Origin of the sequence: Exiguobacterium sp. s166, assembly GCF_018618855.1 — a bacterium.
GTDB lineage: Bacteria > Bacillota > Bacilli > Exiguobacteriales > Exiguobacteriaceae > Exiguobacterium_A.
Map to the genome: position 1 here is coordinate 1 of NZ_JACSMU010000010.1, position 25439 is coordinate 25439.

At 48.6% G+C, this 25439-nt stretch carries 21 protein-coding genes and 1 riboswitch; of the genes, 2 read left to right on the top strand and 19 right to left on the bottom strand.

Going from position 1 to position 25439, the window contains the following annotated elements; all coding sequences use genetic code 11:
• Positions 1-123: 123 nt before the first annotated feature.
• From lysA to KNP93_RS14945, 12 genes are all read right to left on the bottom strand, one after another.
• Entirely contained in the window at positions 124-1437 is a 1314-nt protein-coding gene (gene lysA, locus KNP93_RS14890) for a diaminopimelate decarboxylase (RefSeq protein ID WP_214855951.1), read from the bottom strand.
• A 12-nt stretch (positions 1438-1449) separates the two neighbouring features.
• On the bottom strand, positions 1450-2508 hold the full coding sequence (alr, locus tag KNP93_RS14895; RefSeq protein ID WP_214855953.1) for an alanine racemase: 1059 nt from the start codon (positions 2506-2508) through the stop codon (positions 1450-1452).
• On the bottom strand, positions 2508-3440 hold the full coding sequence (locus KNP93_RS14900; protein WP_131504474.1) for a branched-chain amino acid transaminase: 933 nt from the start codon (positions 3438-3440) through the stop codon (positions 2508-2510). The genes alr and KNP93_RS14900 overlap by 1 nt, the downstream gene beginning before the upstream one ends.
• Positions 3441-3465: 25 nt before the next feature.
• Positions 3466-4173 (bottom strand): 2,3,4,5-tetrahydropyridine-2,6-dicarboxylate N-acetyltransferase, encoded by a 708-nt coding sequence (dapD, locus tag KNP93_RS14905; protein ID WP_026829273.1) that lies wholly within the window; start codon positions 4171-4173, stop codon positions 3466-3468.
• Positions 4160-4906 (bottom strand): 4-hydroxy-tetrahydrodipicolinate reductase, encoded by a 747-nt coding sequence (gene dapB, locus KNP93_RS14910; RefSeq protein ID WP_214766593.1) that lies wholly within the window; start codon positions 4904-4906, stop codon positions 4160-4162. The genes dapD and dapB overlap by 14 nt, the downstream gene beginning before the upstream one ends.
• Positions 4903-5784: a 4-hydroxy-tetrahydrodipicolinate synthase gene (gene dapA / locus KNP93_RS14915; RefSeq protein WP_131504472.1), complete on the bottom strand. Its 882-nt coding sequence runs from the start codon at positions 5782-5784 to the stop codon at positions 4903-4905. Before dapA ends, dapB begins: the two co-directional genes overlap by 4 nt.
• 19 nt (positions 5785-5803) lie before the next feature.
• Positions 5804-6796 carry an aspartate-semialdehyde dehydrogenase gene (locus KNP93_RS14920; protein WP_214855955.1) on the bottom strand — a complete coding sequence of 331 codons (993 nt, stop codon included), beginning with the start codon at positions 6794-6796 and terminating at the stop codon, positions 5804-5806.
• A 12-nt stretch (positions 6797-6808) separates the two neighbouring features.
• Positions 6809-8008: an aspartate kinase gene (locus tag KNP93_RS14925; RefSeq protein ID WP_214855956.1), complete on the bottom strand. Its 1200-nt coding sequence runs from the start codon at positions 8006-8008 to the stop codon at positions 6809-6811.
• A 113-nt stretch (positions 8009-8121) separates the two neighbouring features.
• A riboswitch (Lysine riboswitch) is annotated at positions 8122-8299 on the bottom strand.
• A 70-nt stretch (positions 8300-8369) separates the two neighbouring features.
• Positions 8370-9740: an argininosuccinate lyase gene (gene argH / locus KNP93_RS14930; protein WP_131504470.1), complete on the bottom strand. Its 1371-nt coding sequence runs from the start codon at positions 9738-9740 to the stop codon at positions 8370-8372.
• On the bottom strand, positions 9737-10942 hold the full coding sequence (locus KNP93_RS14935; protein WP_214855958.1) for an argininosuccinate synthase: 1206 nt from the start codon (positions 10940-10942) through the stop codon (positions 9737-9739). Before KNP93_RS14935 ends, argH begins: the two co-directional genes overlap by 4 nt.
• A gap of 120 nt (positions 10943-11062) precedes the next feature.
• Entirely contained in the window at positions 11063-11491 is a 429-nt protein-coding gene (locus KNP93_RS14940; protein WP_114596935.1) for a GNAT family N-acetyltransferase, read from the bottom strand.
• Positions 11488-12639: an alanyl-tRNA editing protein gene (locus KNP93_RS14945; protein WP_214855960.1), complete on the bottom strand. Its 1152-nt coding sequence runs from the start codon at positions 12637-12639 to the stop codon at positions 11488-11490. Before KNP93_RS14945 ends, KNP93_RS14940 begins: the two co-directional genes overlap by 4 nt.
• Before the next feature lie 128 nt (positions 12640-12767).
• Between KNP93_RS14945 and phnF the strand changes: the two genes are divergently transcribed.
• Complete coding sequence (phnF, locus tag KNP93_RS14950; RefSeq protein ID WP_012369386.1) at positions 12768-13502, top strand: phosphonate metabolism transcriptional regulator PhnF; 735 nt, start codon at positions 12768-12770, stop codon at positions 13500-13502.
• A gap of 123 nt (positions 13503-13625) precedes the next feature.
• On the opposite strand, the gene KNP93_RS14955 is transcribed toward phnF, so the two are convergent.
• The 5 genes from KNP93_RS14955 to KNP93_RS14975 all read right to left on the bottom strand — a co-directional run bounded on the left by KNP93_RS14955 (position 13626) and on the right by KNP93_RS14975 (position 20905).
• Positions 13626-14723 (bottom strand): LCP family protein, encoded by a 1098-nt coding sequence (locus tag KNP93_RS14955; protein WP_214855962.1) that lies wholly within the window; start codon positions 14721-14723, stop codon positions 13626-13628.
• A 212-nt stretch (positions 14724-14935) separates the two neighbouring features.
• The gene (gene nagB / locus KNP93_RS14960; protein ID WP_131504467.1) at positions 14936-15694 is read right to left on the bottom strand and encodes a glucosamine-6-phosphate deaminase; all 759 of its coding nucleotides are present in this window, start codon (positions 15692-15694) and stop codon (positions 14936-14938) included.
• 6 nt (positions 15695-15700) lie between these two features.
• Positions 15701-16846 (bottom strand): N-acetylglucosamine-6-phosphate deacetylase, encoded by a 1146-nt coding sequence (gene nagA / locus KNP93_RS14965; RefSeq protein WP_131973675.1) that lies wholly within the window; start codon positions 16844-16846, stop codon positions 15701-15703.
• A gap of 148 nt (positions 16847-16994) precedes the next feature.
• A complete protein-coding gene (mprF, locus tag KNP93_RS14970) occupies positions 16995-19553 on the bottom strand; it encodes a bifunctional lysylphosphatidylglycerol flippase/synthetase MprF (protein ID WP_131504465.1) in 2559 nt (852 codons plus the stop codon).
• On the bottom strand, positions 19550-20905 hold the full coding sequence (locus KNP93_RS14975; RefSeq protein WP_131973676.1) for an MATE family efflux transporter: 1356 nt from the start codon (positions 20903-20905) through the stop codon (positions 19550-19552). The genes mprF and KNP93_RS14975 overlap by 4 nt, the downstream gene beginning before the upstream one ends.
• 96 nt (positions 20906-21001) lie before the next feature.
• Here KNP93_RS14975 and KNP93_RS14980 point away from each other — a divergent pair, with 96 nt between their 5' ends.
• A complete protein-coding gene (locus tag KNP93_RS14980; RefSeq protein WP_214855965.1) occupies positions 21002-21784 on the top strand; it encodes a CHAD domain-containing protein in 783 nt (260 codons plus the stop codon).
• Here KNP93_RS14980 and glsA read toward each other — a convergent pair.
• The gene (gene glsA / locus KNP93_RS14985) at positions 21781-22713 is read right to left on the bottom strand and encodes a glutaminase A (RefSeq protein ID WP_012369379.1); all 933 of its coding nucleotides are present in this window, start codon (positions 22711-22713) and stop codon (positions 21781-21783) included. The genes KNP93_RS14980 and glsA overlap by 4 nt on opposite strands.
• Positions 22714-22860: 147 nt before the next feature.
• Positions 22861-25434, bottom strand: coding sequence for an ATP-dependent chaperone ClpB (gene clpB / locus KNP93_RS14990; RefSeq protein ID WP_214855967.1), 2574 nt, complete (start codon positions 25432-25434; stop codon positions 22861-22863).
• Between the last annotated feature and the right edge of the window lie 5 nt (positions 25435-25439).

Genomic DNA, 25439 nt, shown 5'->3' on the forward strand with positions numbered 1-25439 from the left:
AAAAAACCTGAGCCCGGTGGAATACCGGACTCAGGTCCTCAAGGTCGCCTGACGAATTATTTATTGTCTAACTTTTTTGGTTCAGTTCATACGACGAGGACGCTTTTTGAATGATTTCAGTTCTTAAGACGACGGAATATTTTTCAGACCAAGATCACATTGAATCAAATCGTCGTACGTCTGGCGACGGACGACTTCGCGCGATTCACCTTGATTAACAAAAACGACAGCCGGTCGTAAAAATTGGTTATAGTTGCTTGCCATCGAATAGTTGTAAGCTCCTGTCCCGAAGACCGCTAATGTATCTCCACTGACGGGTTCGGCCAGATCAGCCGATTCGGCAACTAAATCCCCTGATTCGCACGCTGCACCGACAACGGTCACATGACGTGTTTCTCCTTCGATCCGATTCGCGATGACGGTTTCATACACCGCCCCGTATAAAGCAGGACGGATATTGTCCGCCATTCCGCCGTCAACGGATAGATACGTTCTCACACCTTGCACTTCCTTGATGGCACCGACCGTATAAAGCGTCGTCCCGGCATTTGCGACGACCCACCGCCCCGGTTCAATCCCGATTCGCGGACGATCGATCGCAAGACGTGTCGTCTCTTCATCGATGATCGACATAACCCGCTCCATCGTTTGTTCAAAATCAAGCGGTTGATCGTCTTGCGTATAGGCAATCCCGAATCCGCCGCCAAGATTGACTTCACTTGCGATGAAGGATGTCCGTTCACGAATCGTTTCGACAAATCCCATCATCGTCCGGGCTGTCCGTTCAAACAGTTCAATTTCTTGGATTTGTGAACCAACATGGCAATGAATACCGAGTAACACTAGATGTTCCGCCGCTAAAACAGCTTCGACGGCTTCCAAATACGAATCATCATGCGTCGAGAACCCGAACTTCGTATCGACACCGCCCGTCTGAATTTTCGTATGTGCCCCACCAATGACTTGCGGCACAATCCGAATCAATACCTGAACGGTTTGACACGCTTCTGCGGCAATTTGATTGAGTTGGGCAATTTCTCCGTAATGGTCGATGACAATCTTACCGACACCTTCTTCGACGGCATAACGTAAATCCTGTGTCGACTTGTTCGAGCCGTGGAAATAAATCCGTTCCGCCGGCACACCGGCTTTGCGGGCAATAAACAGTTCACCGCCCGTTACGACATCGATTCCAAGACCGTGTTTGACGACTTGCTGATATACGGCACCAATCGTCAAGGCTTTAGAAGCAAACGAGGCATACGTATTCGGATATTTTTCTAAAAAGGCATCGCGTACAGTCGCCAGACGGTCCGTCAATTCACGTTCTGCCATGATATAGAGTGGCGTCCCGTATTGTTCGGCGAGCTTTGTTGCTTCCATCCCGTCAATCTGTAGTGCATTGTTTTGTTCCGTCAAATATCGGCTTCCGTACATCTGAATTCCCCCTTATAAATAACGATGTGTCAAACGCCACGAACGGGCACACATCTGCTCCGAATTATTAGCTGTCCCGGTCCGGGTGATATCATCGATTTCAATACCATCGCCATATAACGCCACTTTATCTCCGATTTCAACCGTCGAATCCACGGCAATGAACGTATGACTCATGAATAACTTACTGATGATCGGATAACGTTTCCCGTTGATGATGACGGGCAGTGAAGATCGTCCGCGAACGACCCCGTCCCCGTAGCCGACCGGCAGAACGGCGACACGAATCGCTGTCGGTGCCGTATACGACGTACCGTAGCCGACGTGTTCGCCTGCTTCCACTTGACGAATCTCAACGACTTCCGTCGTCATCCGAAGCGAGGGCACGAGCCAGTCCATTTTTTCAATCGGTGAGTAACCGAACAGGAAGATGCCGGGCCGGACATAATTACAGCAGGCCAGCCGCGGATCATGTTTGACGATCGTCGCGCTGTTTTCGGCATGAATGTACGTGAATGTGTGTTTCTCCTGTAACGGATTCCCGATTTTGAGGAATCGTTCGACTTGACCGTCATGATCGGCTCCCGGCTCATCGGCTAGCGGGAAATGCGTATAGAGACCCGTCAATATCAGTTCCTGTTCCTGTACGGTTTCAAGAACTGCTAGCGCTTCCTCAAGCGAACTGACACCAAAACGGTTCATCCCGACATTTATTTTTAGATGAAGTTCAATTCCCGATAAATCCGCCTGATGGCGTTGCAGCCAGTCGAGCGAAGGAATTCCGAGCGCTACTCCGTGCAATCGGACTTCTTTGAAGTGCGATGCCGGATTCATCGCCAGGACATAACTGTCTGGAAAATTCGTTTTGATTTCAATTGCTTCGTAGACTTCTGCCACTGCGAAATGCCGGACACCGGCTTCCATCAATGTGGCAACCATTTCAATCATTCCTAAGTTGTAAGCATTGTTTTTGACGACGGCAAAAATCTGCTTATTGGACCGGGCGAAAACCGATGCGACATTATGCCGCACCGCTTCCCGATCGATGGTAACAATAGTTCGTGAACTCATTATTCTGCGATGGCTGGTGTCACGTAAGTCAACCACGATGCATATTGTGGCAGTTGACCCGAAACTGCTTGACGGTAAAGATCAAGTAACTCATCTGCGACAGCCCGTGTTCCGCCGTTGATGACGATATGATCAATTTCACCGACACTTGTGATTTCTGCAGCCGTACCTGTTAAGAAGATTTCGTCTGCAACGTATAACTCATCACGGCCGATATGACGCTCGACGACCGGATAGCCTTGATCCTGTGCCAAACGCATGATGACTTGGCGTGTGATTCCGTCTAATACTGAACAATCGAGTGAAGGCGTGTAGATTGTCCCGTTTTTCAACATGAACAAGTTGGCAACACTCGCTTCGCTGACGTTTCCGTTCATATCAAGAGCAATCGCCTCGTCAAATCCGTCGCGAAGTGCTTCTCCTTTTAAGAGTTGCGAGTTCATGTAGTTGGCGGCAGCTTTTGCCTGCATCGGCATCATTGTCGACGAAACGCGGCGATACGAAGCAACTTTTGCCCGGATACCGGCACCTTTGTCGAAGTATTCACCAAGTTCCCAACAAGAAATCCCGACGTGTACCGTCGTATCTTTTGCCATCAATGCCTGCCACGGTGTACCGAGGAAAACAAACGGGCGGATGTAACAAGACTCAAAGCCGTTTTTGGCGACCAGATCAATCGTCGCTTGAACAAGTTCTTCCACTGTATAAGGAATCGTCACGTGATAGAACGCGCAACTGCGGAACAGACGTTCAATGTGTTCCGTCAATTGGAAAATCGCCGGACCATCCGGTGTCGCATACGCACGGATGCCTTCAAAAAATCCGCTTCCGTAATGAATCGCATGGGACATGACGCTCGTATTTGCCTCTTTTGGATCATGAAAAACCCCGTCTAACCAAATTGCTTCTCCATACTGTGTATCCACTGCCATGTGTTTTCCTCCTCTTCGACGTCAATCAGAGTGAACGTAAATCATCCACCAGTTGCGTCTTCTCTGCTGTTTTTGCATCTTTCTGTTTGATGACACGTGCTGGCGTACCAGCCACTACGCTGCCTGCAGGAACGTCTTCTGTGACGACACTGCCTGCTGCGACGACCGCATCTTTTCCGACACGAACACCTTCTAGGATGACGGCATTCGCTCCGATTAAGACACCATCTTCAATGATGACCGGTGTTTTTGAAGGTGGTTCAAGAACCCCTGCGACCACGGCACCGGCGCCGACATGAACGTTTTTGCCGATTGTGCCACGTGCTCCGACAACAGCGTTCATATCAATCATTGTACCATCTCCGATTGATGCACCGATATTAATGATTGCGCCCATCATGATGACCGCGTTATCGCCGATGACGACATGATCGCGAATCCATGAACCCGGTTCGATCCGGGCATTCAAATGACGTGTATCAAGCATCGGCACGGCACTGTTGCGGCGGTCATATTCGACATGCACTTCAGTAATCCGGTCTGCATATTCTTCTAAGAAAGTTGAAGCAAGTCCTGCATCAGCGAAGAAAATTTTTGATTGATCCGTTCCGAATGCCGTCGCTCCTTCAATCGTCAGTCCTGCCAAGTCACCATTGACGTACAGTTTAACCGGTGTTTGTTTTTTAGCATCTTTAATGAATTTTGCAATTTCATAAGCATCAGTTAATAACATGTGAATCCTCCTGTGTGTAAAGCGTCTCCAGTGTATAGAGTCCCGCTGATTTTTGAATGAGCGCTTCCGCCGCTTTGATGGCACCTGAAGCGAATACTTTTTTTGATAACGCCGTGTGTTTGATTTCAATCAATTCATCGACGCCCGCAAACAATACTTCATGTTCGCCGAAAATCGTTCCCCCACGCATCGAGTGCATGCCGATTTCGTTTGGCTCCCGCTTCTCACGCGTCGACTCCCGTTCGTAGACCGGTTGGACATCTCGTAAATCCTGGATGGTCCGGAGCAACAGCTCCGCCGTCCCGCTCGGTGCATCGACTTTTTGATTGTGGTGTTTCTCAAGCAGTTCGATGTCGAATGCTCCGGCGAGCGGAACGAGTGTTTTTAACAGCTGTTGCATCATCGCGATTCCAAACGACATGTTATACGATTGGAAAATCGGAATTTGTGTCGAAGCATCGCGAATCGTCTGCAGTTCCGCTTCCGAGAAACCCGTCGTCGCAATGACGAGTGGTGTCTTCGTTTTAATCCCATAAGCAAGCAAGTCCGGCAAAAGACTCGGATGCGAAAAATCAATGATCGCATCGACCGACTCCGTCATTTCGGCAAGCGTACCGTAAGACGGGACCTGATCCGCCGTTTTCGTTTTATCGATGACGGCGACGACAGCATCCGGTGCCAGTTCGTGGACGAAATGTCCGGTTGCCCCGTATCCGTGAATGGCGAGTTTCATCCAACCACTCCTTTGTAACTCCGCATCATCTCAAGCAGATGCGCATGTCCCGCTTCCGACTGACGGACGAGCGGCAGACGCGGTGCTCCGACCGCCAGTCCGATTTCTTCGAGCGCTGCTTTGACGGGAATCGGATTGACATCGCTGAACAACGCGGAGATGACAGGCATCAAATCACTTTGAATCCGTCGTGCCGTAACATAGTCGTTTGCCAGTAACGCTTCTGCAAGCGCCTGCGTTTCTGCCGGGTATGGATTCGACAAGACGGAAATCACGCCTTGTGCCCCCCATGCCATATAAGGAAGAATTTGATCATCGTTGCCACAGAAGACCGCAAAGTCAGCGGGTAAGGCCGTCATCAATTCGCCCATGAAACTGACGTCACCGCTTGCTTCTTTAAACGCTTGGATGTTCGGATGTTTGGCAAGTGTGACGGCTGTTTCGACGGAAATCGCGACCCCTGTCCGTGACGGAACATTGTAGAGCATGATTGGCAAATCAACTGCATCCGCAACCGCCGTGAAGTGGGCGACGAGTCCTGCTTGTGATGTCTTATTGTAGTAAGGTGTGACAAGCATTGCCGCATCAGCACCAAGTCGGGCTGCCGTCTGTGTTTTTTCAATCGTCTGTGCCGTATTGTTCGTTCCGGTCCCGGCAATGACCGGTACACGTCCGGCTGTCACACGGACTGCCGTTTCCAGTAATGTTTCAAACTCTTCATTCGTCAACGTTGACCCTTCTCCGGTCGTCCCTCCGACGACTAACGCTTGAATATTCGCTGCGAGTTGTTGTTCGATCAGTTGTTCAAATACCGCTAAATCCAGCTCACCGGTTGATGTAAATGGTGTAGCCAGTGCTGTTCCTGCTCCTTTAAACATATCGATTCCTCCCCGTTTTTTAAGAATGGATTGAACTTTCAAGTGCTTGACGCGCTACCTGGACAGCGTTCGAAGCGGCCCCTTTACGGATGTTATCGGCGACACACCAGATGTGGAATGTATTGGCAAGACTTTTATCCTGACGAATCCGTCCGACATAGACGTCATCTGTTCCGCTTGCATCAAGCGGCATCGGATATAGGTTTTGACTGACATCATCGACGAGAATGACGCCTGGTGCTTCCGCTAATGAGGCACGGATGGCGGCAACGCTTGTCTCCTGCTCGAATGTCACGTTGATGGCGACAGAATGCGAATTCGTGACCGGAACCCGGACACATGTCGCACTGACCGGTAACTCCGGTAGCTGGAAGATTTTTCGTGTTTCGTCAATCATTTTCTGTTCTTCTTTCGTGTAACCGTCCGGTAAGAACACATCGATATGCGGCAGAATGTTATCGTGAATCGGATGCGGATAATTGACCGGTTCTTCGCCGCGGCTGCCGCGGGCTAAATCCTCGATTCCTTTTTGACCGGAACCGGACACGGCTTGATACGTCGTATAGTTAACACGTTTCAAACCAAATTGTTGAAGCGGCGCCAGGGCGACGACCGATTGAATCGTCGAACAGTTCGGGTTGGCAATCAAACGGTCATTTGGTCCGATTGCTTGCGGATTCACTTCCGGTACGACAAGCGGGATATCGGCCTGCATCCGGAAGGCGCTTGAATTGTCGACGACCAGTGTGCCTGCTGCAGCCAGTAACGGTGCATACTGCTCACTGATGGTGCCGCCTGCTGCAAACAGCGCCACATCGATGCCGTCTTCCGTAATCTGCTCCGATAATGCTTGAATCGTGACGTCCTGTCCTTTGAACTGGACGGTTTTCCCGGCAGAACGGGCTGAAGCGTACGCTGAAATCTGACGAACCGGAAAGTCGAGTTCCGCCAGGACTTGTAACATTTTTTGACCAACGGCGCCGGTTGCGCCAATGACTGCGACATGATACATATGATTTCCTCCTTACAGGTCGAATGCTTGAGCAATTGCTGCGACGGTCCGTTCGATGTCAGCTTGGGCAATCGTATATGAGATGCTGATCTCTGATGTTGTAACCTGATAAAACGTGATGTTTTCGGCCCGGAAAATCGCAAATAATTTCGAAGCGACGCCGGTTGCGTCCCGCATGCCGATTCCGACGACCGATAATTTGGCATGTTGGTTATGACGATCGACTTTGACGGTCGGGAAACGATTGATGATATCCTGCAAGGCCTCTTCCAAAAACTCTTCTTCGTCTAACGGACAAGAGAAGGAAAGGAAGATGTCACTGTCAAACGTCGTCTGACTGATCATATCAATGTTGACGTGGCGACCTGACAACAGTTCAAAGATATCCGCGACCGCTGAATTCGTCTGTGGAACGTGTTTGATTGATACCGTCAGGACGTTTTTCGTCACACTGACACTCGTTACTGCTTTCTGTTCCATCGTTTCCGTTGCCTCCATAATCCAAGTCCCTCTTTTCGATTCTAGTGTTTTTCCGACGAAGATGTGGACGCCGTATTTTTTACCGAGTTCGACACTGCGCATCTCCATGACTTTTGAGCCAAGAGCACTCATTTCCATCATCTCATCGTATGAAATGTGCGGAATCGGCTGCGCTGCAGCATGAATCCGTGGATCTGCCGTATAGACACCGTCAACATCCGTATAGATCTCACAACGTTTATCAAGGACGGCTGCTAAGGCAACGGCTGTCGTATCTGATCCGCCGCGTCCGAGTGTCGTGACATCCCCCAGTTCATTGATCCCTTGGAAACCGGCGACGATGATCACATCGTAGGTTTCAAGTTTTTTCCGGAGCAGTTCACCGTCGATTTGTTTGATTTTACTTTTCGTATGCAGCCCCATCGTACTGATGCCGGCTTGGGCTCCCGTTTGCGACAAGGCTTTTGTCCCGAGTGAATTCAGCGCGATGCTGAGTAACGAAATCGTCTGTTCTTCTCCGATTGCAAGCAGACGATCCAGTTCGCGCCGTTCCGGCCGGTCGGTAATCGCTTGTGCTTGGGCAATCAATGAATCCGTCATTTTCCCCATCGCTGATACGACGACGACTAATTTCTCCCCTTGATCCGTCCGATTCTTCAAATAATTCGCAATTGACTGAATCTGTTCGACAGTCGCAACCGAACTACCACCAAATTTAAGTACAGTTGTCACAATCCTATCTCCTTTTGTCCCGAAACAGAAAAAAACGACGGGCCGGTAGGAGCGTTCCTACGGCCCGTCGTTATCACGATCGGACAAACGATGACAGTGTCATTCGTTCTTTTACGTAAGATAGCGCTCCGAAACGTGGGTTTCGGCAGTACAACGGATCTTAACCGTTGTACCAGCAATCAGGAAAAAGCATTTTCCTGTTCACTTCGGCGGATTTCCCCTTTCACATCACTTGGCATGCTTGCCTTTGTAAGTGTTGCTACTGATGTCATCCGCGCCTCTATCTGTCGGTTGTTAGTTACAGTTATAGCAAACATTTTTTGTTAAATCCAGTGATTTGCCAAACTTTTTTTGAATTTTATCATTTTTCAAGGTACTTCTTCGCTAATGTGAGTTGTTCCCGGACGGCTGTAAAACCGGTCCCGCCGTAACTTCCCCGTCGTGCGACGGCTTGAACCGGATCGAGCAACGGATATACATCTTCCGCAATGACCGGATGGAACGTCTGATACGTCGACAGCGTCAAATCTTTTAAGAAACATCCGCTCTGCACACAATGTAGGACGGCTTTCCCGACGATTTCATGCGCTTCCCGGAACGGAATCCCTTTTGTGACCAGATAATCTGCCAGTTCCGTTGCATTCGAGAAGTCTTGCATCGTCGCCTTCTTGAGCGCTTCTGTCTTAAACGTAGCGGATTCGATCATGCCTGTAAAAATTTGAACGGATTGTAACACCGTATCAGCGGTATCAAAGACACCCTCTTTATCTTCTTGCATATCTTTATTGTAAGCGAGCGGAAGAGCCTTCATCGTCGTCAGGAAGCCCATCAGGTTACCATAGACACGTCCTGTTTTACCGCGAATCAGTTCTGCGAAATCCGGATTTTTTTTCTGTGGCATCATACTCGATCCCGTTGAAAACGCGTCGGATAATTCGATGAATGAAAACTCCTGTGAAGCCCAGATGATGATTTCTTCGCAAAAGCGTGACAAGTGCATCATCACTGTTGAGGCGATACCGAGATACTCGATGACGAAGTCCCGGTCCGAGACCGCATCCAGACTATTCGGATAGACCTGTTCAAAACCAAGCAGCTCGGCTGACTTGAAACGGTCAATCGGGAAAGTCGTTCCCGCCAGTGCCCCTGCACCGAGCGGCGACATCCGGATCCGCTTTAAGTTATCCGTCAACCGATCGGCATCCCGTTCAAACATCCAAAAGTAAGCGAGCAAGTGATGTGCCAGTGAAATCGGCTGTGCCCGCTGCAGATGGGTGTAACCCGGCATGACCGTCTCGACATGTTGCTCCGCTTGTTCCGTAATGACGGATTGCAGATTACGGATGCTGGTCAGGAGTTCGAGAACATGTTGTTCCATCCAGAGATGCAAATCAGTCGCGACCTGATCGTTTCGACTGCGCGCCGTGTGCAGCTTCCCGGCAACGGGACCAATCTGTTCCGTCAGCAACCGTTCAAGATTCATGTGGATATCTTCGTCAACAGTCGTGTAGACGTGCTGATCGAGTGTCGTTTTTAACTGTTTCAGCCCGGCTTCGATTTGTTGCCACTCGGTTTTCTCAAGAATCCCTTGTTCATACAACATCTGTGCATGCGCAAGACTCCCTTGCAAATCAACGGCGGCTAATTTCTGATCAAATGAAATCGATGCGCCGAAGGCTTCCGCTTGAGCGGAAGCACTTTCCGTAAAACGTCCGCCCCATAGTTTCGTCATTTTTTCACGCCTTCCTGACGATGGACACTGGCATGTGTCGCAATCGCAAGACCATGCAATTTAATGAATCCTTTCGCTGCTTCGTGATCAAAGGCATCTTCTTTTGTGTAGGTCGCGAGTTTCTCGTCGTACAATGAAACGGCTGACTGACGTCCTGTAACGGTTGCATTCCCTTTATAGAGTTTGACACGGACTTCGCCGGTCACGTCCTGTTGCGTTGCCGTCAAGAAGGCCTTGAGCCCTTTCGTCAGCGGAGCATGGAACAATCCGTTGTAAATCGTTTCTGCATATTGTTTGCTGAGAATCGGTTTAAAGTGTGCGACATCTTTCGTCAATGTGATGGTCTCAAGGGCTGCATGTGCTTTCAGTAAGACCGTTGCACCCGGGCACTCATAGACTTCACGTGACTTGATTCCGACCAAACGGTTTTCGACATGATCAATCCGTCCGACGCCATGTGCACCGGCGATAATATTCAGTTCGGTAATCAGTTTTGCCAGCGGATACGCTGTACCATTGATTGAAATCGGGACACCTGCTTCAAAACCGATGATGACTTCTTCCGCTTGATCCGGTGCGTCTTCCGGTGCGACCGTCAGGGCATAGGCATCTCGCGGCGGCTCTGTCCATGGATTTTCAAGAACGCCACATTCATTACTGCGTCCCCATAAGTTCATGTCGATTGAATACGGGCTGTCAAGATTGATTGGAATCGGTACATCATTTTCTTTCGCATAAGCGATCTCTTCTTCACGTGACCATTTCCATTCACGAACCGGCGCGATGACTTCGAGTGACGGATCGAGTGCTGCAACCGAAACTTCGAACCGGACTTGGTCGTTTCCTTTTCCGGTACAGCCGTGGGCGACTGCTGTGGCACCGTGGGCATGAGCCACTTCGACCAGTTTTTCAGCAATCAACGGACGAGATAAGGCGGAAATCAGAGGATAGGCTCCTTCATAATGCGCACCGTACTGAAGGGCCGGCAAAACAAAGTCATTTGCGAATTCGTCTTTGACATCAAGAACAATCGATTCGATTGCTCCGACAAGTAACGCTTTTTCTTTGATGACTGACAAATCTTTTCCTTCGCCGACGTCCATGCATAATGCGACGACGTCATAATCCTTGCTCAACCATTTGATGGCGACTGAAGTATCGAGTCCACCCGAATACGCTAAAATCAATTTTTGTTTTGTCATTCTTATTTCCTCCTTGAATTCGACTGTATCTGTCTGTATAAAAATTCACTATGAATTATATATATACATAGACTTTCAAAAAAAGAAACCCTTTTTTCAGGATTTCTTAAAAAATCAGCGTTAAATTTTTTTCTCCATCGTCCGGTGCGGGATGCCGGCATCGTCAAATTCATCGGAAACAATTGCATAACCAAGCCCTTGATAAAACGGGATTGCCTGGACCTGGGCACCGAGTGTCAAAATCGTCCGCCCTTCACGGCGGGCAATCCGTTCCATCGCCTGCATCAGTTCGCCACCGTATCCTTTTCCTCTTGTCGCCGCAAGTGTCGCGACGCGTTCGACCTTCATCCGTTGCTCATCATACGGACGCGTCCGCCCCGTTGCGACAGGACGATTCTGCTCATCGAGGACGAGCAGATGAATCGCTGTTTCATCGTGTGTATCATATTCCAAATGGCGGGGAACCCCTTGTTCCTCGACGAAAACCCGTTCCCGGATCATTCGGACTGCTTGTTGCTGTTCGGCTGTTTTCACTTGAATCACTGTCATGTATGTAATTCCTCCTTTAATGCTTCTACATAAGCTTGTGCCTCTTCATACGTTTGGAATAATGCCTGGGCATTGTTTTCACTTCCGCCGCCACGTCCATTAAACTGCTTAAGATGAGTTTTGGCAAATTGCCCGAGATGAATGGAACCGGCACTGCACATGAATAATTTTTTAGCTGTCTCGTTCCAGACGAATCCTGTCCGTCCTGCTTCGGCTACGGCTTTCAGCAGTTTTTCCGAGAAACGGATGTCTTCCTTATCATGTCGCACAGTCAGGACCGGTTCGTCCGTCGCCAGAAGTTCTTTTAAGACCGCTTTGACATGAGCATCTTCAGCCTGTCCGATTTGACGGTTCAGACGCACCTGCTCCTGTTTCAGTTCCTCGACGACGAGATGAACCTGATCTTTTTTAGCTGATAATGCACGGGCCGTTTCTGCTAAAACACGTCGTTCCGTCGTCAGTAATCCAAATGCCCGGTCTTTCGCTACATATGCCAAGCGGATATTTCCTCGAACCTTTTCCAGTCCTGTAAATAAAATCAGTTCCAGTTCCGACGTCAAGGCCAGATGTGTCCCTCCGCAGGCACTGTAATCGAGTTCACCGATTTGAACGACGCGGATTTTCCCGGTTACTTGAGGGGTCTTTCGTAAAGGTAACCGGAGTGCCGCTTCTTCTGTATACTCTGTCGCCGTGATTAGGAGGTTGGCTTGAATCACCGTCCGCAACCGTTCCTCCAGTCGACTTTGAAGGGCGTCGTCCCATGCGTCAAGATCGAGATCAAGCGTCGATTCTTCCGTACCGGTCCGAAAGCTGATCGTCTTGATTTGGAACTCGTCCTGAAGAATCGCAGAAATGACGTGTTGCGCCGTATGTTGCGCTGCATGGTCCGTTCGAATGACATCATCGACTTCACCTTGCACTTCGGATTTAAGAAGTGGACTTTCGAGGCGATGCCAGACCTGTCCGTCTTCAAGCTGAACATCCAATACGGGAATACCGTTCAGCGTGCCCCGATCGGCAGGCTGTCCCCCACTCTCCGGATAAAAGTAACTTTGTTGCAGCGTCACCCAGTGTCCCTGCTCTTCTTTCGTACCCGTCACGATTGATTCGAATGTCCGGACGTCCGGATAAATTTGCTCTGAACGCATCTTCATTCCACCTTTTTTGTACTGAATTTGCTTCTATTATGACACAAATCACTTACAATCGTTTGTCGACATCTTCATTTCCTAGTACACTAGATGAAAGACTATCGACCGCGAAGGGACGAAATGCCGTGATTCAGCACATCAATAAAAATTCACCACTTCCAATCTACTACCAAATTGAGGCTGCCTTAAAGCAACAAATCGAAGAAGGTCTATTACAACCGGGCGATTTGATTCCCTCAGAACGCGAATTCGCCGAGGCCCATCAAATCAGCCGGATGACTGTCCGTCAAGCCATCTCGAACCTCGTCAACGCCGGTTATCTGATTCGTCAAAAAGGACGCGGTACATTCGTTGCCAATAAAAAAATCGTCATGCAACTGTCTGGTTTGACCAGTTTTTCTGAAGAGATGGAACATCTTGGATTGGAACCGGCAAGTGAATTGTTGTCCTACCAGACGATTGCTGCTGAAATGACAATCGCGAATAAACTTGGTATTCGTGAAGGAGCCAAAATCTATGAATTAAAACGGTTACGGATCGCAAACGAACAACCGCTTGCGCTCGAAACGGTCTACATCCCGGAACAGTTGTTGCCGGGATTGAATCAGGACGTCGCTATCACGTCTCTCTATGCCTTTGCTGAAGCCAGTGGACTCAACCTTGGCCGTGCCAGTCAGACTTTCGAATCACGCCTCGCGACAAAAGAAGAAGCGCAACATCTCGGTCTGTCGGTCAGTTCACCGGTGTTGTCCGTCGAGCAGCTGACTTTCCTTGCCACCGATCAACCGTTTGAATATGTCATCTCTGCTTATCGCGGCGACCGGTATACGTTCACGGTCGAAATGGAAAGGCAACGCTGAGTCTGATTTGAAGTCAGGAGAATTCCACTTTCTTTTTTTCGAGCAAAAAAGCACACATTTCAGGATACTTTTCAAGAAAGTATCTGAAACGTGTGCTTTTTTAGGCTCATCCGTCTGAAACAGTTATTGAACGGGTTGCTCGACTGTCGTCGAATCCGTTTCCTCCGGTGTGCTTGTCTCTTCTTTTATGGGTGAAACTTCTTGTCCTTGCATCGCCTTGGTCAAATTGGCTTTGACACGATCAAGTTGATTCGGGTCCAGATGATATTCCCATTTCCCGCTGATGCCGATGTATCCTTCACCTGCGAGCTGGTATTCTGTCGTATTACGTAAAGCCGTCGTAAAATCAGCTAAACGAAGATAATCATTTGGTCCTAAGTTCGTTTCGACATTGTCTCCGACAGCGTCTAAGATATCACGGTACGCACCAAGCGAACGGAAGCTTGCGGCTTCTTTCGCAACAGCCTGAATGACCTGCATCTGCTTTTGCCCTCGACCAATATCACCGAGTGGATCATCATGGCGATTCCGGACATAAGCGAGTGCTTGTTCCCCAGTCAAATGTTGCATGCCTTTCGGAACGGTAATCGTTCCGGCTTTACGGGCTGAATCCTGTTCTTTGAACGCATAACGCACATCGATATCAACTCCGTCCAGCGCATCGATCAACTGAACGAATCCTTGAAAATTGACTTTAACGACATGGTTGATTTCAATACCAAGCAGATTTTCCGTTGTCTCACGGGCGAGTTTGATTCCGTTGTATGAACTCGATTTGTCCATCGAACCAAAATAATGCGCATGGGTGATTTTATCCTGCTCGACACCCGTTTTCCCGTACGGCACATCATATTTGGAGTAATCGATATTGACGAGTGAATCCCGCGGAATACTGGTCAGTACCAATTGCTCCGTCTTTTTATTCAAGACACCGACAATCATGACATCTGATCGTGCCGGTTCCTTGCGTTCTTTACTGGCTTTCGTCTCATCCGTTCCTAAAATCAAAAAAGATTCGGACGGGACATCATCATATTTCGAACTGACTTTCGAACCCGGAATGTTGATTTGTGTTCTCGCCAGTGTTTCCTGTGTTTTTATGAAAACCGCTCCCGCATAACCGGAACCGATGACGGTCAAAAGTAATAACAAGGCAGCAATCACTTTGATGAACATCTTGCCAGCACTCGGTTGCCTCTTTCTTGCTGATCTCGTCTGCATCTGTAAGCCCTCATTTTCATGTAAATTTTCTGTAAAGTTCACTATTCTCCATTATCCCGACTTTTATTAAAATGTCAATTTACGATTCGATTAAGATCATGTGTCTTCACTGCTTTTGCGATGGAACAGCTAAACCGAAATTCAATACAAAACTCGCCTCTTGAGAAGAACGGTCTAAAGCAGTCCGGTCTCATCAAAGACGAGTTGTTGTTTCATTTCATGAAGTTGGTATAGGCAGCTCTGCCTGTACGTTTTGCTTCGTCCGATAACAAGCTTGCGGCTTCTTCGTCAAGAACAACCATCACATCGGCATGACGTTGTAAAATCGTCGCCGGGCAAGCAGTCGTTGCCGGACCTTCCATCATGTCGCGAATCGCCTCTGCTTTTCGCTCGCTTGAAGCGACTAATAAAATCTTCTTCGCTTCCATGATCGTTCCGATTCCCATCGTGATCGCTTCAGTCGGAACATCCTCCAACCGATCGAAAAAACGTTGGTTGGCAATCCGGGTCGACTCGGTCAGCTCAGTCACATGGGTTGTCGCATCAAACGGTGTACCGGGTTCATTGAATGCGATATGACCGTTCGAACCGATGCCGAGCAATTGAATGTCGATTCCCAATTTCCGAACCAGTTCTTCGTACCGCGCACTCTCTTGACTCGGATTGATCGTGTTTCCAATCGGTACATAGGATTCTTTAAAGTCGACCGCATCAAACAAATGTTCTTGCATGAACGTATGATAACTGTGCGGATGATCCGGGCTCAGTCCGACGTATTCGTCCAAGTTGACGGTCGTCACATGCCGGCAATCCACTTGATCCTTGCGCCATTCTTCATACACACCGAGCGGAGAACTGCCGGTCGCCAGTCCAATCGTCAATCCTTCCGGGTGTCTTAAAATCTCTTGTTTGAGCAGTTGGTACGAGACATTTGCCAATTCTTCTGCTTTTTCTACAATCATCCATTTCATTAGTTGTTACCCCTTTCCGTTTGTAAATCGGTGCACTTTCCCGCGGTGAACGGTTTGTTCGACTTCCAAGTCTGTCGTCAATACAACAAAGTCCGCATCCTTGCCCCGCTCGAGTCGCCCTTTATGTGTTAAGCCAAATTCTTCTGCCTGATTGATCGAAGTCATTTGTACCGCTTGTTCGAGTGAACAGCCGGTAAAAGTGATGATATTGCGTAACGCCTGATCCATCGTCAGGACACTGCCTGCCAAGTTCCCGCTTTCAAGACGCGCGGCTCCGTCCTTGACGTGCACCGTCTGTCCACCAAGTTCATATTCTCCGTCCGACAATCCCTTCGCTCGCATCGCATCGGTGATGACCGTCAAACGGTCTGACCCTTTCATCCGATAAGCGAATTCGACCATCTCTTTTGAACTATGAATCCCGTCCGGAATGATTTCCGCGTATACCGATCGTTCGAGAAGACAATACCCGACCGTCCCTGGTTCCCTGTGATGCAAGGCGCGCATTTGATTATAGAGATGCGTCCCGTGGGTGACATTACCTAAATGATTTTGATCGAATGTCGCATCGGTATGTCCGGCAGACGGAATCGCACCCGTCTCTCGGACCACCGCTTCAAAGTTTCGGGCACCGGGCTGTTCCGGAGCGTACGTGACCAGTTTGATCTGATTTCCGGATGCCTGTTGCCATATTAAAAATTGATTCGCATCCGGTTCGACGATGTATTCCAACGGTTGGGCTCCGGCATAGTCCGGATTAATGAACGGTCCTTCCAGATGAATCCCTTCAATCGTGGTCTGCCGGGAATTGATGACGTCCCGTGTGACTTCTAGTGCCCGCGTGATTTGGTCCCAGTCTTGGGTAATCGTCGTCGCAAAAAAAGACGTGACACCTTCCGCAAGCATCGCTTTACTCAACCGGTGCATCGCTTCCGCGTTCGCATCCATCGTGTCGACATCATATCCACCGTGGATATGAACATCAATCATTCCTGGAATCAGTCGTTTTCCTTTAAGATCGATGACGACTTCGTCGCGCGGTGTATAATCTGACATCTTCCCGATTTCCTGGATGGTCTCTTCAAAGCGGATGAATCCGTCTTGAATGACAGTATGTCCCGTATAAATTTCTGCATGAATCATGCTTGGCATCTTGTTTCTTCCTTTCTCTTTTTGATTCCGACAAGTGTTGGTTCTTCACCATTAGTATACCGCTGTTGTTTCTAGTTGTATAGACCTTTATACATTTAACTGATTATGAAAAAGAAGATTCCGGAGTCTAGTCCAGAATCTTCTTTGATTACGGTAATAAAATCCGATCCTTTTTCTTCGAAATCAGACGTGTCACTTTTAAAATCGCAATTGTTAATGATTGACGTTTGCGATATGCGAGGTAACGTCCTTCCCACTTCGGATCATATTTTTCTTTATAGCGTCTCAACCCGGTAAAGCTGTACATGTACCGGATGTTGTTGAATACGTCGGCAGCTACACGTTCCTGCCAAAATGATGTTTCGTCCTCACCAACGGATGAGAGAGGAGCCATTCCCATATTAAAGGTGTGGTAGCCTTGCTCAGTCGCATAGTCAAACAAGCGGATAAACATGGCATCCATGATCCCGTTCGGACCATCCGGACGAAAACGCATCAAATCAATCGAGAGAACACCTTCCTGATACGCCGGCATGAATGTCATGAATCCAAGCATCTGCTGATTGGCATCACGCATGATGCCGATCGGCGCTTGATTCAAATAAGACTCGTTGAAATAGCCTAATGAAAATCCTTTTTCGGATTTCCCTCCTAACCATTCATCCGAGATGTCACGTAATTGATTCAGCAACGCTTCACTAAATGGAGGCGATACGACTTCAAACGTCATCCCTTCCCGTTCAAAACGATTTTTAATGGAACGTAAGCCGGCCCGTTTTTTCCCGGAAACGGTAAAGGTCGTCATGTCGACAATCGCCTCTTCACCAAGCTTAAAGAAATTAAAGCCGAAATCATGATACAACGACATGTTCTGTGCCTGAATCTGATAGATGTTCGGGATATAACCTAAATCCTCAACACGCCGTAAGAAACAGGCAATCAACTGGGAATGCTCTTCCGGATTTCCGCTCGGATCACCAAGCATCATAATCCGGTTTCCGGTCTGACTGAACTGAATAAATGAACGTCCGGACTCGGAGAAGAAAAAGCGTTTATCTCCGAGAAAAGCCAGGTGACTTAAATAATTTCCCCCTTCTTCCGTCAAGACATCCTTAACTTTTTGCAGATCTAACTTTTCACCCAAGACCGGCTGATTAAAGGTATTGAATAAACGAATGAAGACGAGTGTGTAGACAAGTGCAAAAATCGATGCACTCGCGGCAAACATGAAGATCTCATGGGCAGGATAAACCTTTGTTCCGTCAGCCGAACCGAGTGTGTAAAAGGCATATCCGAAGAAGATGAATCCACCGATGTATAAAAAACCGGCAAAAGCGGCCCTAATCAGTCGAGTCGTCGTGATCAACGTCCGTTCACGATGAAAGGCACTCCGTGACATCGTCACTAAAACCAGCACGATCAACACGACAGACAAGGAGATCAAGTTAAATCCGCGCAGTGCCATCCCGATTAAAGCAAAAGCCGAAACACCATAAATCATATACAGCGAACGTTTAGTCCGTCGGTACAGAGACGGTGCAAGCAGTACATACAACAAGCCGGCCATCAAAAAGAAACTGTTCGCAAGCAACAACAATTCATGCGGCAGACGGGCTTCCAAATATTCATACTGTGTCGAGTTTGGCGGCAAAATCGCCAGACCCCAAATCGCAATGCCGGCGAGTAACGTAATCAAGGCCAATGTAAAATGTCGGACTTTACTTAAAAAACGTAACTGAAGCCGCCAGATGACGCCGCCGACCTCAACCGACGGGCCGACAATCGGTTTATCCTCAATCATTTTGACGACCGGACCGCTGAACTCACGTGCCGAGAAAATGACCCCGATCACAAAAGGAATCAAATAATATACAAGACGATAAATCAACAATCCGGTAAGGACGATACCTTCTTCGACGCCGGCACGCTGCATACCGATCAAAAAGACCAAGTCAAACGAACCGAATCCTCCCGGTACCATCGAAATCAGACCGGCTGTCGCGGCGATGATGAAGACGCCGATGACTTTAGAAAAACTGACATCCGTTCCGAGGGCCGCCAAAATAAAATAGACGACGACTCCCGCACTGAACCATTCCGCAAGCGATACAAGCGAATAGAGGGCGATCGACGACGGACGGATACTGCTGCTCCCCCGTCGGAAAGTAAACAACAGATAGACCGGGAAGAAGAAGGCAACACCGATGATGACCGGCCATAACCATTTCTTTAAATCCAACACTTCAAATGCCGGAAAGACGTTTAATAAGGATAATGCCGATAAAATCGATAATCCGCTGATCAATGTCGGTGCCATCCAACCGATGGCTTTCAATAACCGGGTTCCTTCGACGAACGGTCGATAGAGGGCGGTTCTGACCCCCATTCCGGCAAGTCCGCCAAAACCGATGATGCCGTTAAACGAGTTGGCAATCCAGGATGCCCGGAAAATCAATCCGATCGGAACCTTCACTTGAAGCGAACGCAATAAAAAGAAATCATAAAAGAACATCGTCGCGACCGCTGCAAGCCCCGATACAATCAATAAAATAAACTTCCAGGACGGAATTTGCTGAATCGCCCGAATGGATTCCTTTAACGACAGACTTCTTAATTCGTTTTGACCCTGATAAAAAATGAATGCAATCAAGATAATCGGCAAAATGATTTTCGCCACTGTCAACACACGTTGTTTATTGAATCTCATTTCACGACCTCCTTTGATTTTCTGACAAGATGCATCAGGCGGAGCAAGAGAAGACTGGCTCCGACGGCAAGTCCGATGATCAATCCCCACCAATACCCATCCGGTCCAAGTTCCGTAAACCGCTCAAAATAAAATCCGAGTGGTAGTCCGATGACCCAGTACGCGGTAATCGTCAAAATAAACGTGACGTTGACATCTTTGAATCCGCGAAGTGCACCTTGAGTGGGTGCCGCGACTGCATCGGATAATTGAAAGAAAATTGCTAAAATCATGAAATGAGCCGCCATTTTGATGACTGCCGGATCGTTGCTGTAAAGTGCCGCAATCCGTTCATTTTGAACGTACAGCAGTCCACCTGAAAACAAGGAAACGACCAGACACAGCAACAAGCCGATCCACACGTACTGGACGGCGTCCTTGACCCGCTTGGCTCCCATCTCGAACCCGACCGTAATCGTCAGGGCTGATGCGGCCGAGAGTGGAATCATATAAACGAACGAAGCAAAGTTAATCGCTGCCTGATAGGCTCCAATGACGACATCGCCGTAGGCGCCAAGCAGCAAAGTCACGGCTGAAAAGATACTGACTTCCGAAAAGATTGCTAATCCAATCGGTGCACCGAGCAATACCAATTCTTTGATTCGTGTTACATCCGGTTTATAAAAACGACGGAGAATCCCGAGCCGTTGAAACAGTTCACCTTTCAAGACGACACCAACAACCGCGATACATAAAATCCAGTATGTGATGGCTGTTGCCACTCCTGCTCCAATCCCGCCCAGTTCCGGAAAACCAAACTTTCCGAAGATAAACAGATAATTGAAAGCCACATTAATGGGTAAAGAGAATAATAATAACGTCATTGTGATGTTCGATTTGCCTAACGAATCAATTAAGGTGCGCAGGACAAAGAAGACGAACATCGGAATGATTCCAAAACCTAACATGACGAGATAGATGCGGGCAACATGACGTGCCTGATCCGATAATTCCATTTGGTTCAAAATCGGATTCACGAGCACGAGTCCAAGCAGAACCGTCAAAACGATGATGACGACGGAGACATACAATGCCTGAATCACGATCCGCTTCACTTCCCGCTCTTTTCGTGCCCCCATTGCTTGGGAGACAAGCGGTGCCACGGCTAATAAAATACCCGTCAATCCTGTGTAAACCGGTGCCCACAGACTGGCTCCGACGCCGACGCCCGCTAAATCAGCCGACCCATATCGTCCGGCCATGACCGTATCAAAAAAACTAATTAAGTAAAACGCTACCTGTGTGACCAGAATCGGAAAGAAAATCTTCATGAACTGTTGAATCTTTCCCGATAGCGTAGTTGTCTCTAACATTGTTCCACCACATTCCAGGGCAACCTGCACCCTATTTTTATTGAAGCATTCAAGTTTGCTATTTGTTCTACGTAAATTATTTAAGGAGGGATTCATTTGAATCATCGTGATGCGGAAAATTTAACTTTTGAATTACTCGAGACCTGGTCGACATTTAATCATTATGCCGAGGAAGCCCAAACATTTAAAAACCCGGAAGACGTTCACCAGGCGCGGATCCGTTTACGTAAATTAATCACCTTCGCGAAGTTAGTCGATCAAACGGAGGAACCAATCTATCTCATCTGGAAACGATTGATGGCTGCGTTCGGTCAAGTCCGGGATCTTGATGTTCAACTCAGTCAACAAGGTGTCACTTCTCCGATTGAGCAGTTATTCGCGGAACACCTCGCCTTACAACTGCAAGGCAAACGGGCCACGTTACTCGAAACGATGCATCTGTTGATTTCCGACGAACTCGACCGCTCCGTCCGTCGATTTTTAGCCGGTCGCTTGACGAAACAATTAAAACGGATTGATGAAAAAGATCTTCTTCAGACAGTTGAAAAACGATTCGACAAAAAGAAACTTCATTATGAAAAAGTTCAGCATAAGGAAGGGAATAAGCGTATTCAGATGATGCATGAGTTACGGCTTGCAACAAAGTTCTACCGCTATACGGTCGAGTATTTACGTCCGTATACCGACTTCCCGAAATCGTCCGTCGACCGGTTAAAACGGATTCAAACCCAATTAGGTGACATCAATGATACGTATAACCGCCTCGAACGCTGGCGTCTTTTCAGCGTTCCTGACGACCAGCTTGCGCAACAACAAAAAGAAATCACCCGTCTTGAGAAAAAGCTTTCGAAACTGCTCGATCAACTGTCGTTTGATTAAGGATGACGCTGGACGAGCAACTCCAGCATCTTCGTTCCGGCAATCGAATTTCCTTTCAGGTCAAGTGCCGGTCCGAAGATACCGATTCCAAGGTCCGCCATGTCGAAGTCACTGCGACCACAGGCCACGATGGCACCCGATACCCCGCTTTTTCCGGGTAACCCGACCTGGACTGAAAATTCACCGGACGCATCGTACATGCCGCATGTCGTCATGATCGCCCGGATGATCCGTGCATTCCGGCGGGAGATGACTTGATTCCCGGATGGTGTTTTTCCGGATTGACTTAAAATTTTCCCCATCATCGCGAGTCCTTTACAATTGGTCAAAATCGCACACTGTTTCGTATAAACATCGATGATTTCTTCCACATTTCCTTCGATGACTCCATGATACCGCATGAAGTACAGCAGAGCCCGGTTTAAGTCGGTCGTCTCGAATTCGGACTTCGCGACCTCTGCATCGTATTTGACCATATCGAGTTCGATATCCAGCAGATCGGCAATGAATTGGCGTAACCGGTTCAGCTTATCGGCTGCATCTTCCCCCGGTAACATGCTCGTCACAGCGAGTGCTCCGGCGTTGATCATCGGATTCAGGGGTTTCGTCGGAATCGTCTCTTCAAGCTTCGCAATCGAGTTGAACGCGTCTCCCGTCGGTTCCATACCGACCTTCGAGAACACGTAATCTTCACCAAATGTCTCGAGGACAAAGGCTAACGTGATGATTTTTGAAACACTTTGTAAGGTGAACATCGTTTCGGCGTCTCCCGCGGATACAAAACTGCCGTCTGCATTACAAACAGCGATTCCGAGTTGGGTCGGTTCCGATTTTGCCAGTTCTGGTATATAACTCGCCACCTGCCCGAGCACCGTATAGGGGCGGCATTCAGCGATTAATTCTTCTAGTTGTTGTTGCGTTACGTTCATCGGAGTCCCTCTTCCTGTCGTTTTCATTAGCTTATCATGCTTTTTCGTCACGAGGTATGCCGTTATTCTTTTTTAGTTTTCCTTCTCATTCAAAAGGTCGTCTCTCCCCTGACTGTCAGAGGATGAGACGACCTTTTAAACTATAGTTTAGCGGATAACGAGTTCTGTACCATCTGTATCGATCGCCACATGCGAACCATCCTGGATGGATCCACTAATCAGAGCCCGTGCCAGTTTCGTTTCAATCGTCCGCTGGATATACCGGTTAATCGGACGGGCACCGTACTGTGGTTCAAACGCTTCATTGAAAATTAACGTTTTCGCCGCTTCTGTGACATCAATCGTAATTTCACGACCTGACAGACGTTCTGCCATCTTGCTGACGGCCTTGTCGATGATCCGTTCGATTTCCGCCCGGTGGAGAGGATGGAACAGAATCGTGTCATCAATCCGGTTCAGGAATTCCGGCCGGAAATACTTTTTCAGTTCTTGGCGGACCGCTTCTTCTTCGGCCGCATCAATATCACCGTCTTTTGCTGCTTCGAGTAAAATATGCGATCCAATGTTCGATGTCATGATGACAATCGTGTTCTTGAAATCGACCACCCGTCCTTGCGCATCGGTCAAACGGCCGTCGTCCAGTACTTGAAGTAAGATATTGAAGACGTCCCCGTGTGCTTTTTCGATTTCGTCAAACAACAGCACCGAATACGGACTCCGACGGACGGCTTCTGTTAATTGACCGCCTTCTTCATAACCGACATAACCGGGAGGTGCTCCAACCAGGCGGGAAACGTTGTGTTTCTCCATATACTCGGACATATCAATCCGGACGATGTGTTCTTCACTGTCAAACATGGCGGCTGCAAGAGCTTTCGCAAGCTCCGTTTTCCCGACTCCTGTCGGTCCAAGGAACAGGAACGAACCGATTGGACGATTCGGATCTTTGATTCCTGCACGCGCCCGGATGACAGCATCCGAGATCAGCCGGACTGCTTCATCCTGACCAAAAACACGTTCATGCAACGTATCTTCTAAATACAGTAACTTTTCGCGTTCCCCTTGTGCGAGACGGCTGACGGGAATTCCCGTCCACTTCGACACGATATCGGAAATCTCTTCGTCCGTCACGGCTTCCCGGACGAGTTCATGCGCGACGTGTTCCGCTGATTCTTCCGCCACTTTCAACTGATTTTCAAGTGCCGGAATCTGTCCGTATTTGATTTCCGAGGCTGTATTCAAATCATACCGTCCTTCAGCTTCCTGAAGAGCCAGTTTTGCTTTTTCAAGATCTGCCCGCAACTGCTGGACATTTTGGGAACTGTCTTTCTCGCGTTCCCATCGTGTCCGGAGCGCACTTTCGTCTTCCCGGACAGAACTGAGTTCCTGTTGCAGGGTCTCGAGTCGTTTCCGGGATGCTTCATCGGTTTCTTTTTTCAGTGCGGCTTCTTCGATTTCAAGTTGCATGACACGGCGGACGAGTGAATCCAGTTCCGCCGGCATCGATTCCATATCGGTCCGAATCATCGCACACGCTTCATCGACTAAATCAATGGCTTTATCGGGCATGAAACGGTCCGTGATGTACCGGTCTGACAGGATGGCTGCCGCAACCAGGGCATTATCATGAATCCGGACACCATGATGGATTTCAAACCGTTCTTTCAGACCACGTAAAATCGAAATCGTATCTTCGACATCCGGTTCCGCGACCAGCACTTGTTGGAAGCGGCGTTCAAGTGCAGGATCTTTTTCGATGTACTTCCGGTATTCATCTAAAGTCGTCGCACCGATACAGTGCAGCTCTCCGCGGGCAAGCATCGGTTTCAGCATGTTTCCGGCATCCATCGCGCCTTCGGTCTTCCCGGCACCGACAATCGTGTGCAATTCGTCGATGAACAACAGAATTTGTCCTTCTGCTTCCTTAACTTCATTTAAGACCGCCTGAAGACGTTCTTCGAATTCACCACGGTATTTGGCACCCGCGACAAGCGTACTCATATCGAGGCTGAACAACTGTTTGTTTTTGAGACTCTCCGGTACATCGCCCCGGACAATCCGTTGAGCCAGTCCTTCGACGATTGCCGTTTTACCGACCCCAGGTTCGCCAATCAGGACGGGATTATTTTTTGTTTTCCGGCTGAGAATCCGGATGACCCGGCGAATCTCGTCATCCCGTCCGATGACCGGATCCGTTTTACCGGACCGGAAATCCGCGACGAGATCCCGCCCGTATTTCTTCAGGACATCAAAGGTCGCTTCCGGATTTTTCGTCGTCACCTTCCGGTTGCCCCGCATCTCGATGATGGCTTCCCGCAAGACCTGTTCGGTCACACCCTGACTCCGCAAATATTGTGTCGCCGGACTCGATTGTTTCACAAGACCTAACAATAAGTGCTCGACAGAAACGTAATCGTCTTGCATCAAACGGGCTTCGGTTTCTGCTTCCGTCAACACCTGCAATAAGGAGTTGCTGATTCGCGGCGTCGAGGATTGACCGAGCGCCGGTAACCGTCCGAGTGCTTCATTGACGCCCGTCTCCAACTGGTCGATCCGTTGATCGAGTTTCTCAAAAACAATCCGTGCAATGCCTTCTTCTTGTGAAAGCAAAGCCAGCAACAAGTGCCACTCTGTAATCTCACTGTGTCGACGCTGTTTGGCAATGGCTTGTGCCGATACGATGGCTTCATGTGCCCGGTCCGTTAATTTTTCGAAATCCATTTTCC

Bases quoted from the DNA above. Each gene is read 5' to 3' on its own strand.
- lysA (WP_214855951.1), bottom strand. From the start codon at position 1,437: ATGTACGGAAGCCGATATTTGACGGAACAAAACAATGCACTACAGATT.
- alr (WP_214855953.1), bottom strand. From the start codon at position 2,508: ATGAGTTCACGAACTATTGTTACCATCGATCGGGAAGCGGTGCGGCAT.
- KNP93_RS14900 (WP_131504474.1), bottom strand. From the start codon at position 3,440: ATGGCAGTGGATACACAGTATGGAGAAGCAATTTGGTTAGACGGGGTT.
- dapD (WP_026829273.1), bottom strand. From the start codon at position 4,173: ATGTTATTAACTGATGCTTATGAAATTGCAAAATTCATTAAAGATGCT.
- dapB (WP_214766593.1), bottom strand. From the start codon at position 4,906: ATGAAACTCGCCATTCACGGATACGGGGCAACCGGACATTTCGTCCAC.
- dapA (WP_131504472.1), bottom strand. From the start codon at position 5,784: ATGTTTAAAGGAGCAGGAACAGCACTGGCTACACCATTTACATCAACC.
- KNP93_RS14920 (WP_214855955.1), bottom strand. From the start codon at position 6,796: ATGTATCATGTCGCAGTCATTGGCGCAACCGGCGCCGTTGGTCAAAAA.
- argH (WP_131504470.1), bottom strand. From the start codon at position 9,740: ATGACGAAACTATGGGGCGGACGTTTTACGGAAAGTGCTTCCGCTCAA.
- KNP93_RS14935 (WP_214855958.1), bottom strand. From the start codon at position 10,942: ATGACAAAACAAAAATTGATTTTAGCGTATTCGGGTGGACTCGATACT.
- KNP93_RS14940 (WP_114596935.1), bottom strand. From the start codon at position 11,491: ATGACAGTGATTCAAGTGAAAACAGCCGAACAGCAACAAGCAGTCCGA.
- KNP93_RS14945 (WP_214855960.1), bottom strand. From the start codon at position 12,639: ATGCGTTCAGAGCAAATTTATCCGGACGTCCGGACATTCGAATCAATC.
- KNP93_RS14955 (WP_214855962.1), bottom strand. From the start codon at position 14,723: ATGCAGACGAGATCAGCAAGAAAGAGGCAACCGAGTGCTGGCAAGATG.
- nagB (WP_131504467.1), bottom strand. From the start codon at position 15,694: ATGAAATGGATGATTGTAGAAAAAGCAGAAGAATTGGCAAATGTCTCG.
- nagA (WP_131973675.1), bottom strand. From the start codon at position 16,846: ATGCCAAGCATGATTCATGCAGAAATTTATACGGGACATACTGTCATT.
- mprF (WP_131504465.1), bottom strand. From the start codon at position 19,553: ATGAGATTCAATAAACAACGTGTGTTGACAGTGGCGAAAATCATTTTG.
- KNP93_RS14975 (WP_131973676.1), bottom strand. From the start codon at position 20,905: ATGTTAGAGACAACTACGCTATCGGGAAAGATTCAACAGTTCATGAAG.
- glsA (WP_012369379.1), bottom strand. From the start codon at position 22,713: ATGAACGTAACGCAACAACAACTAGAAGAATTAATCGCTGAATGCCGC.
- clpB (WP_214855967.1), bottom strand. From the start codon at position 25,434: ATGGATTTCGAAAAATTAACGGACCGGGCACATGAAGCCATCGTATCG.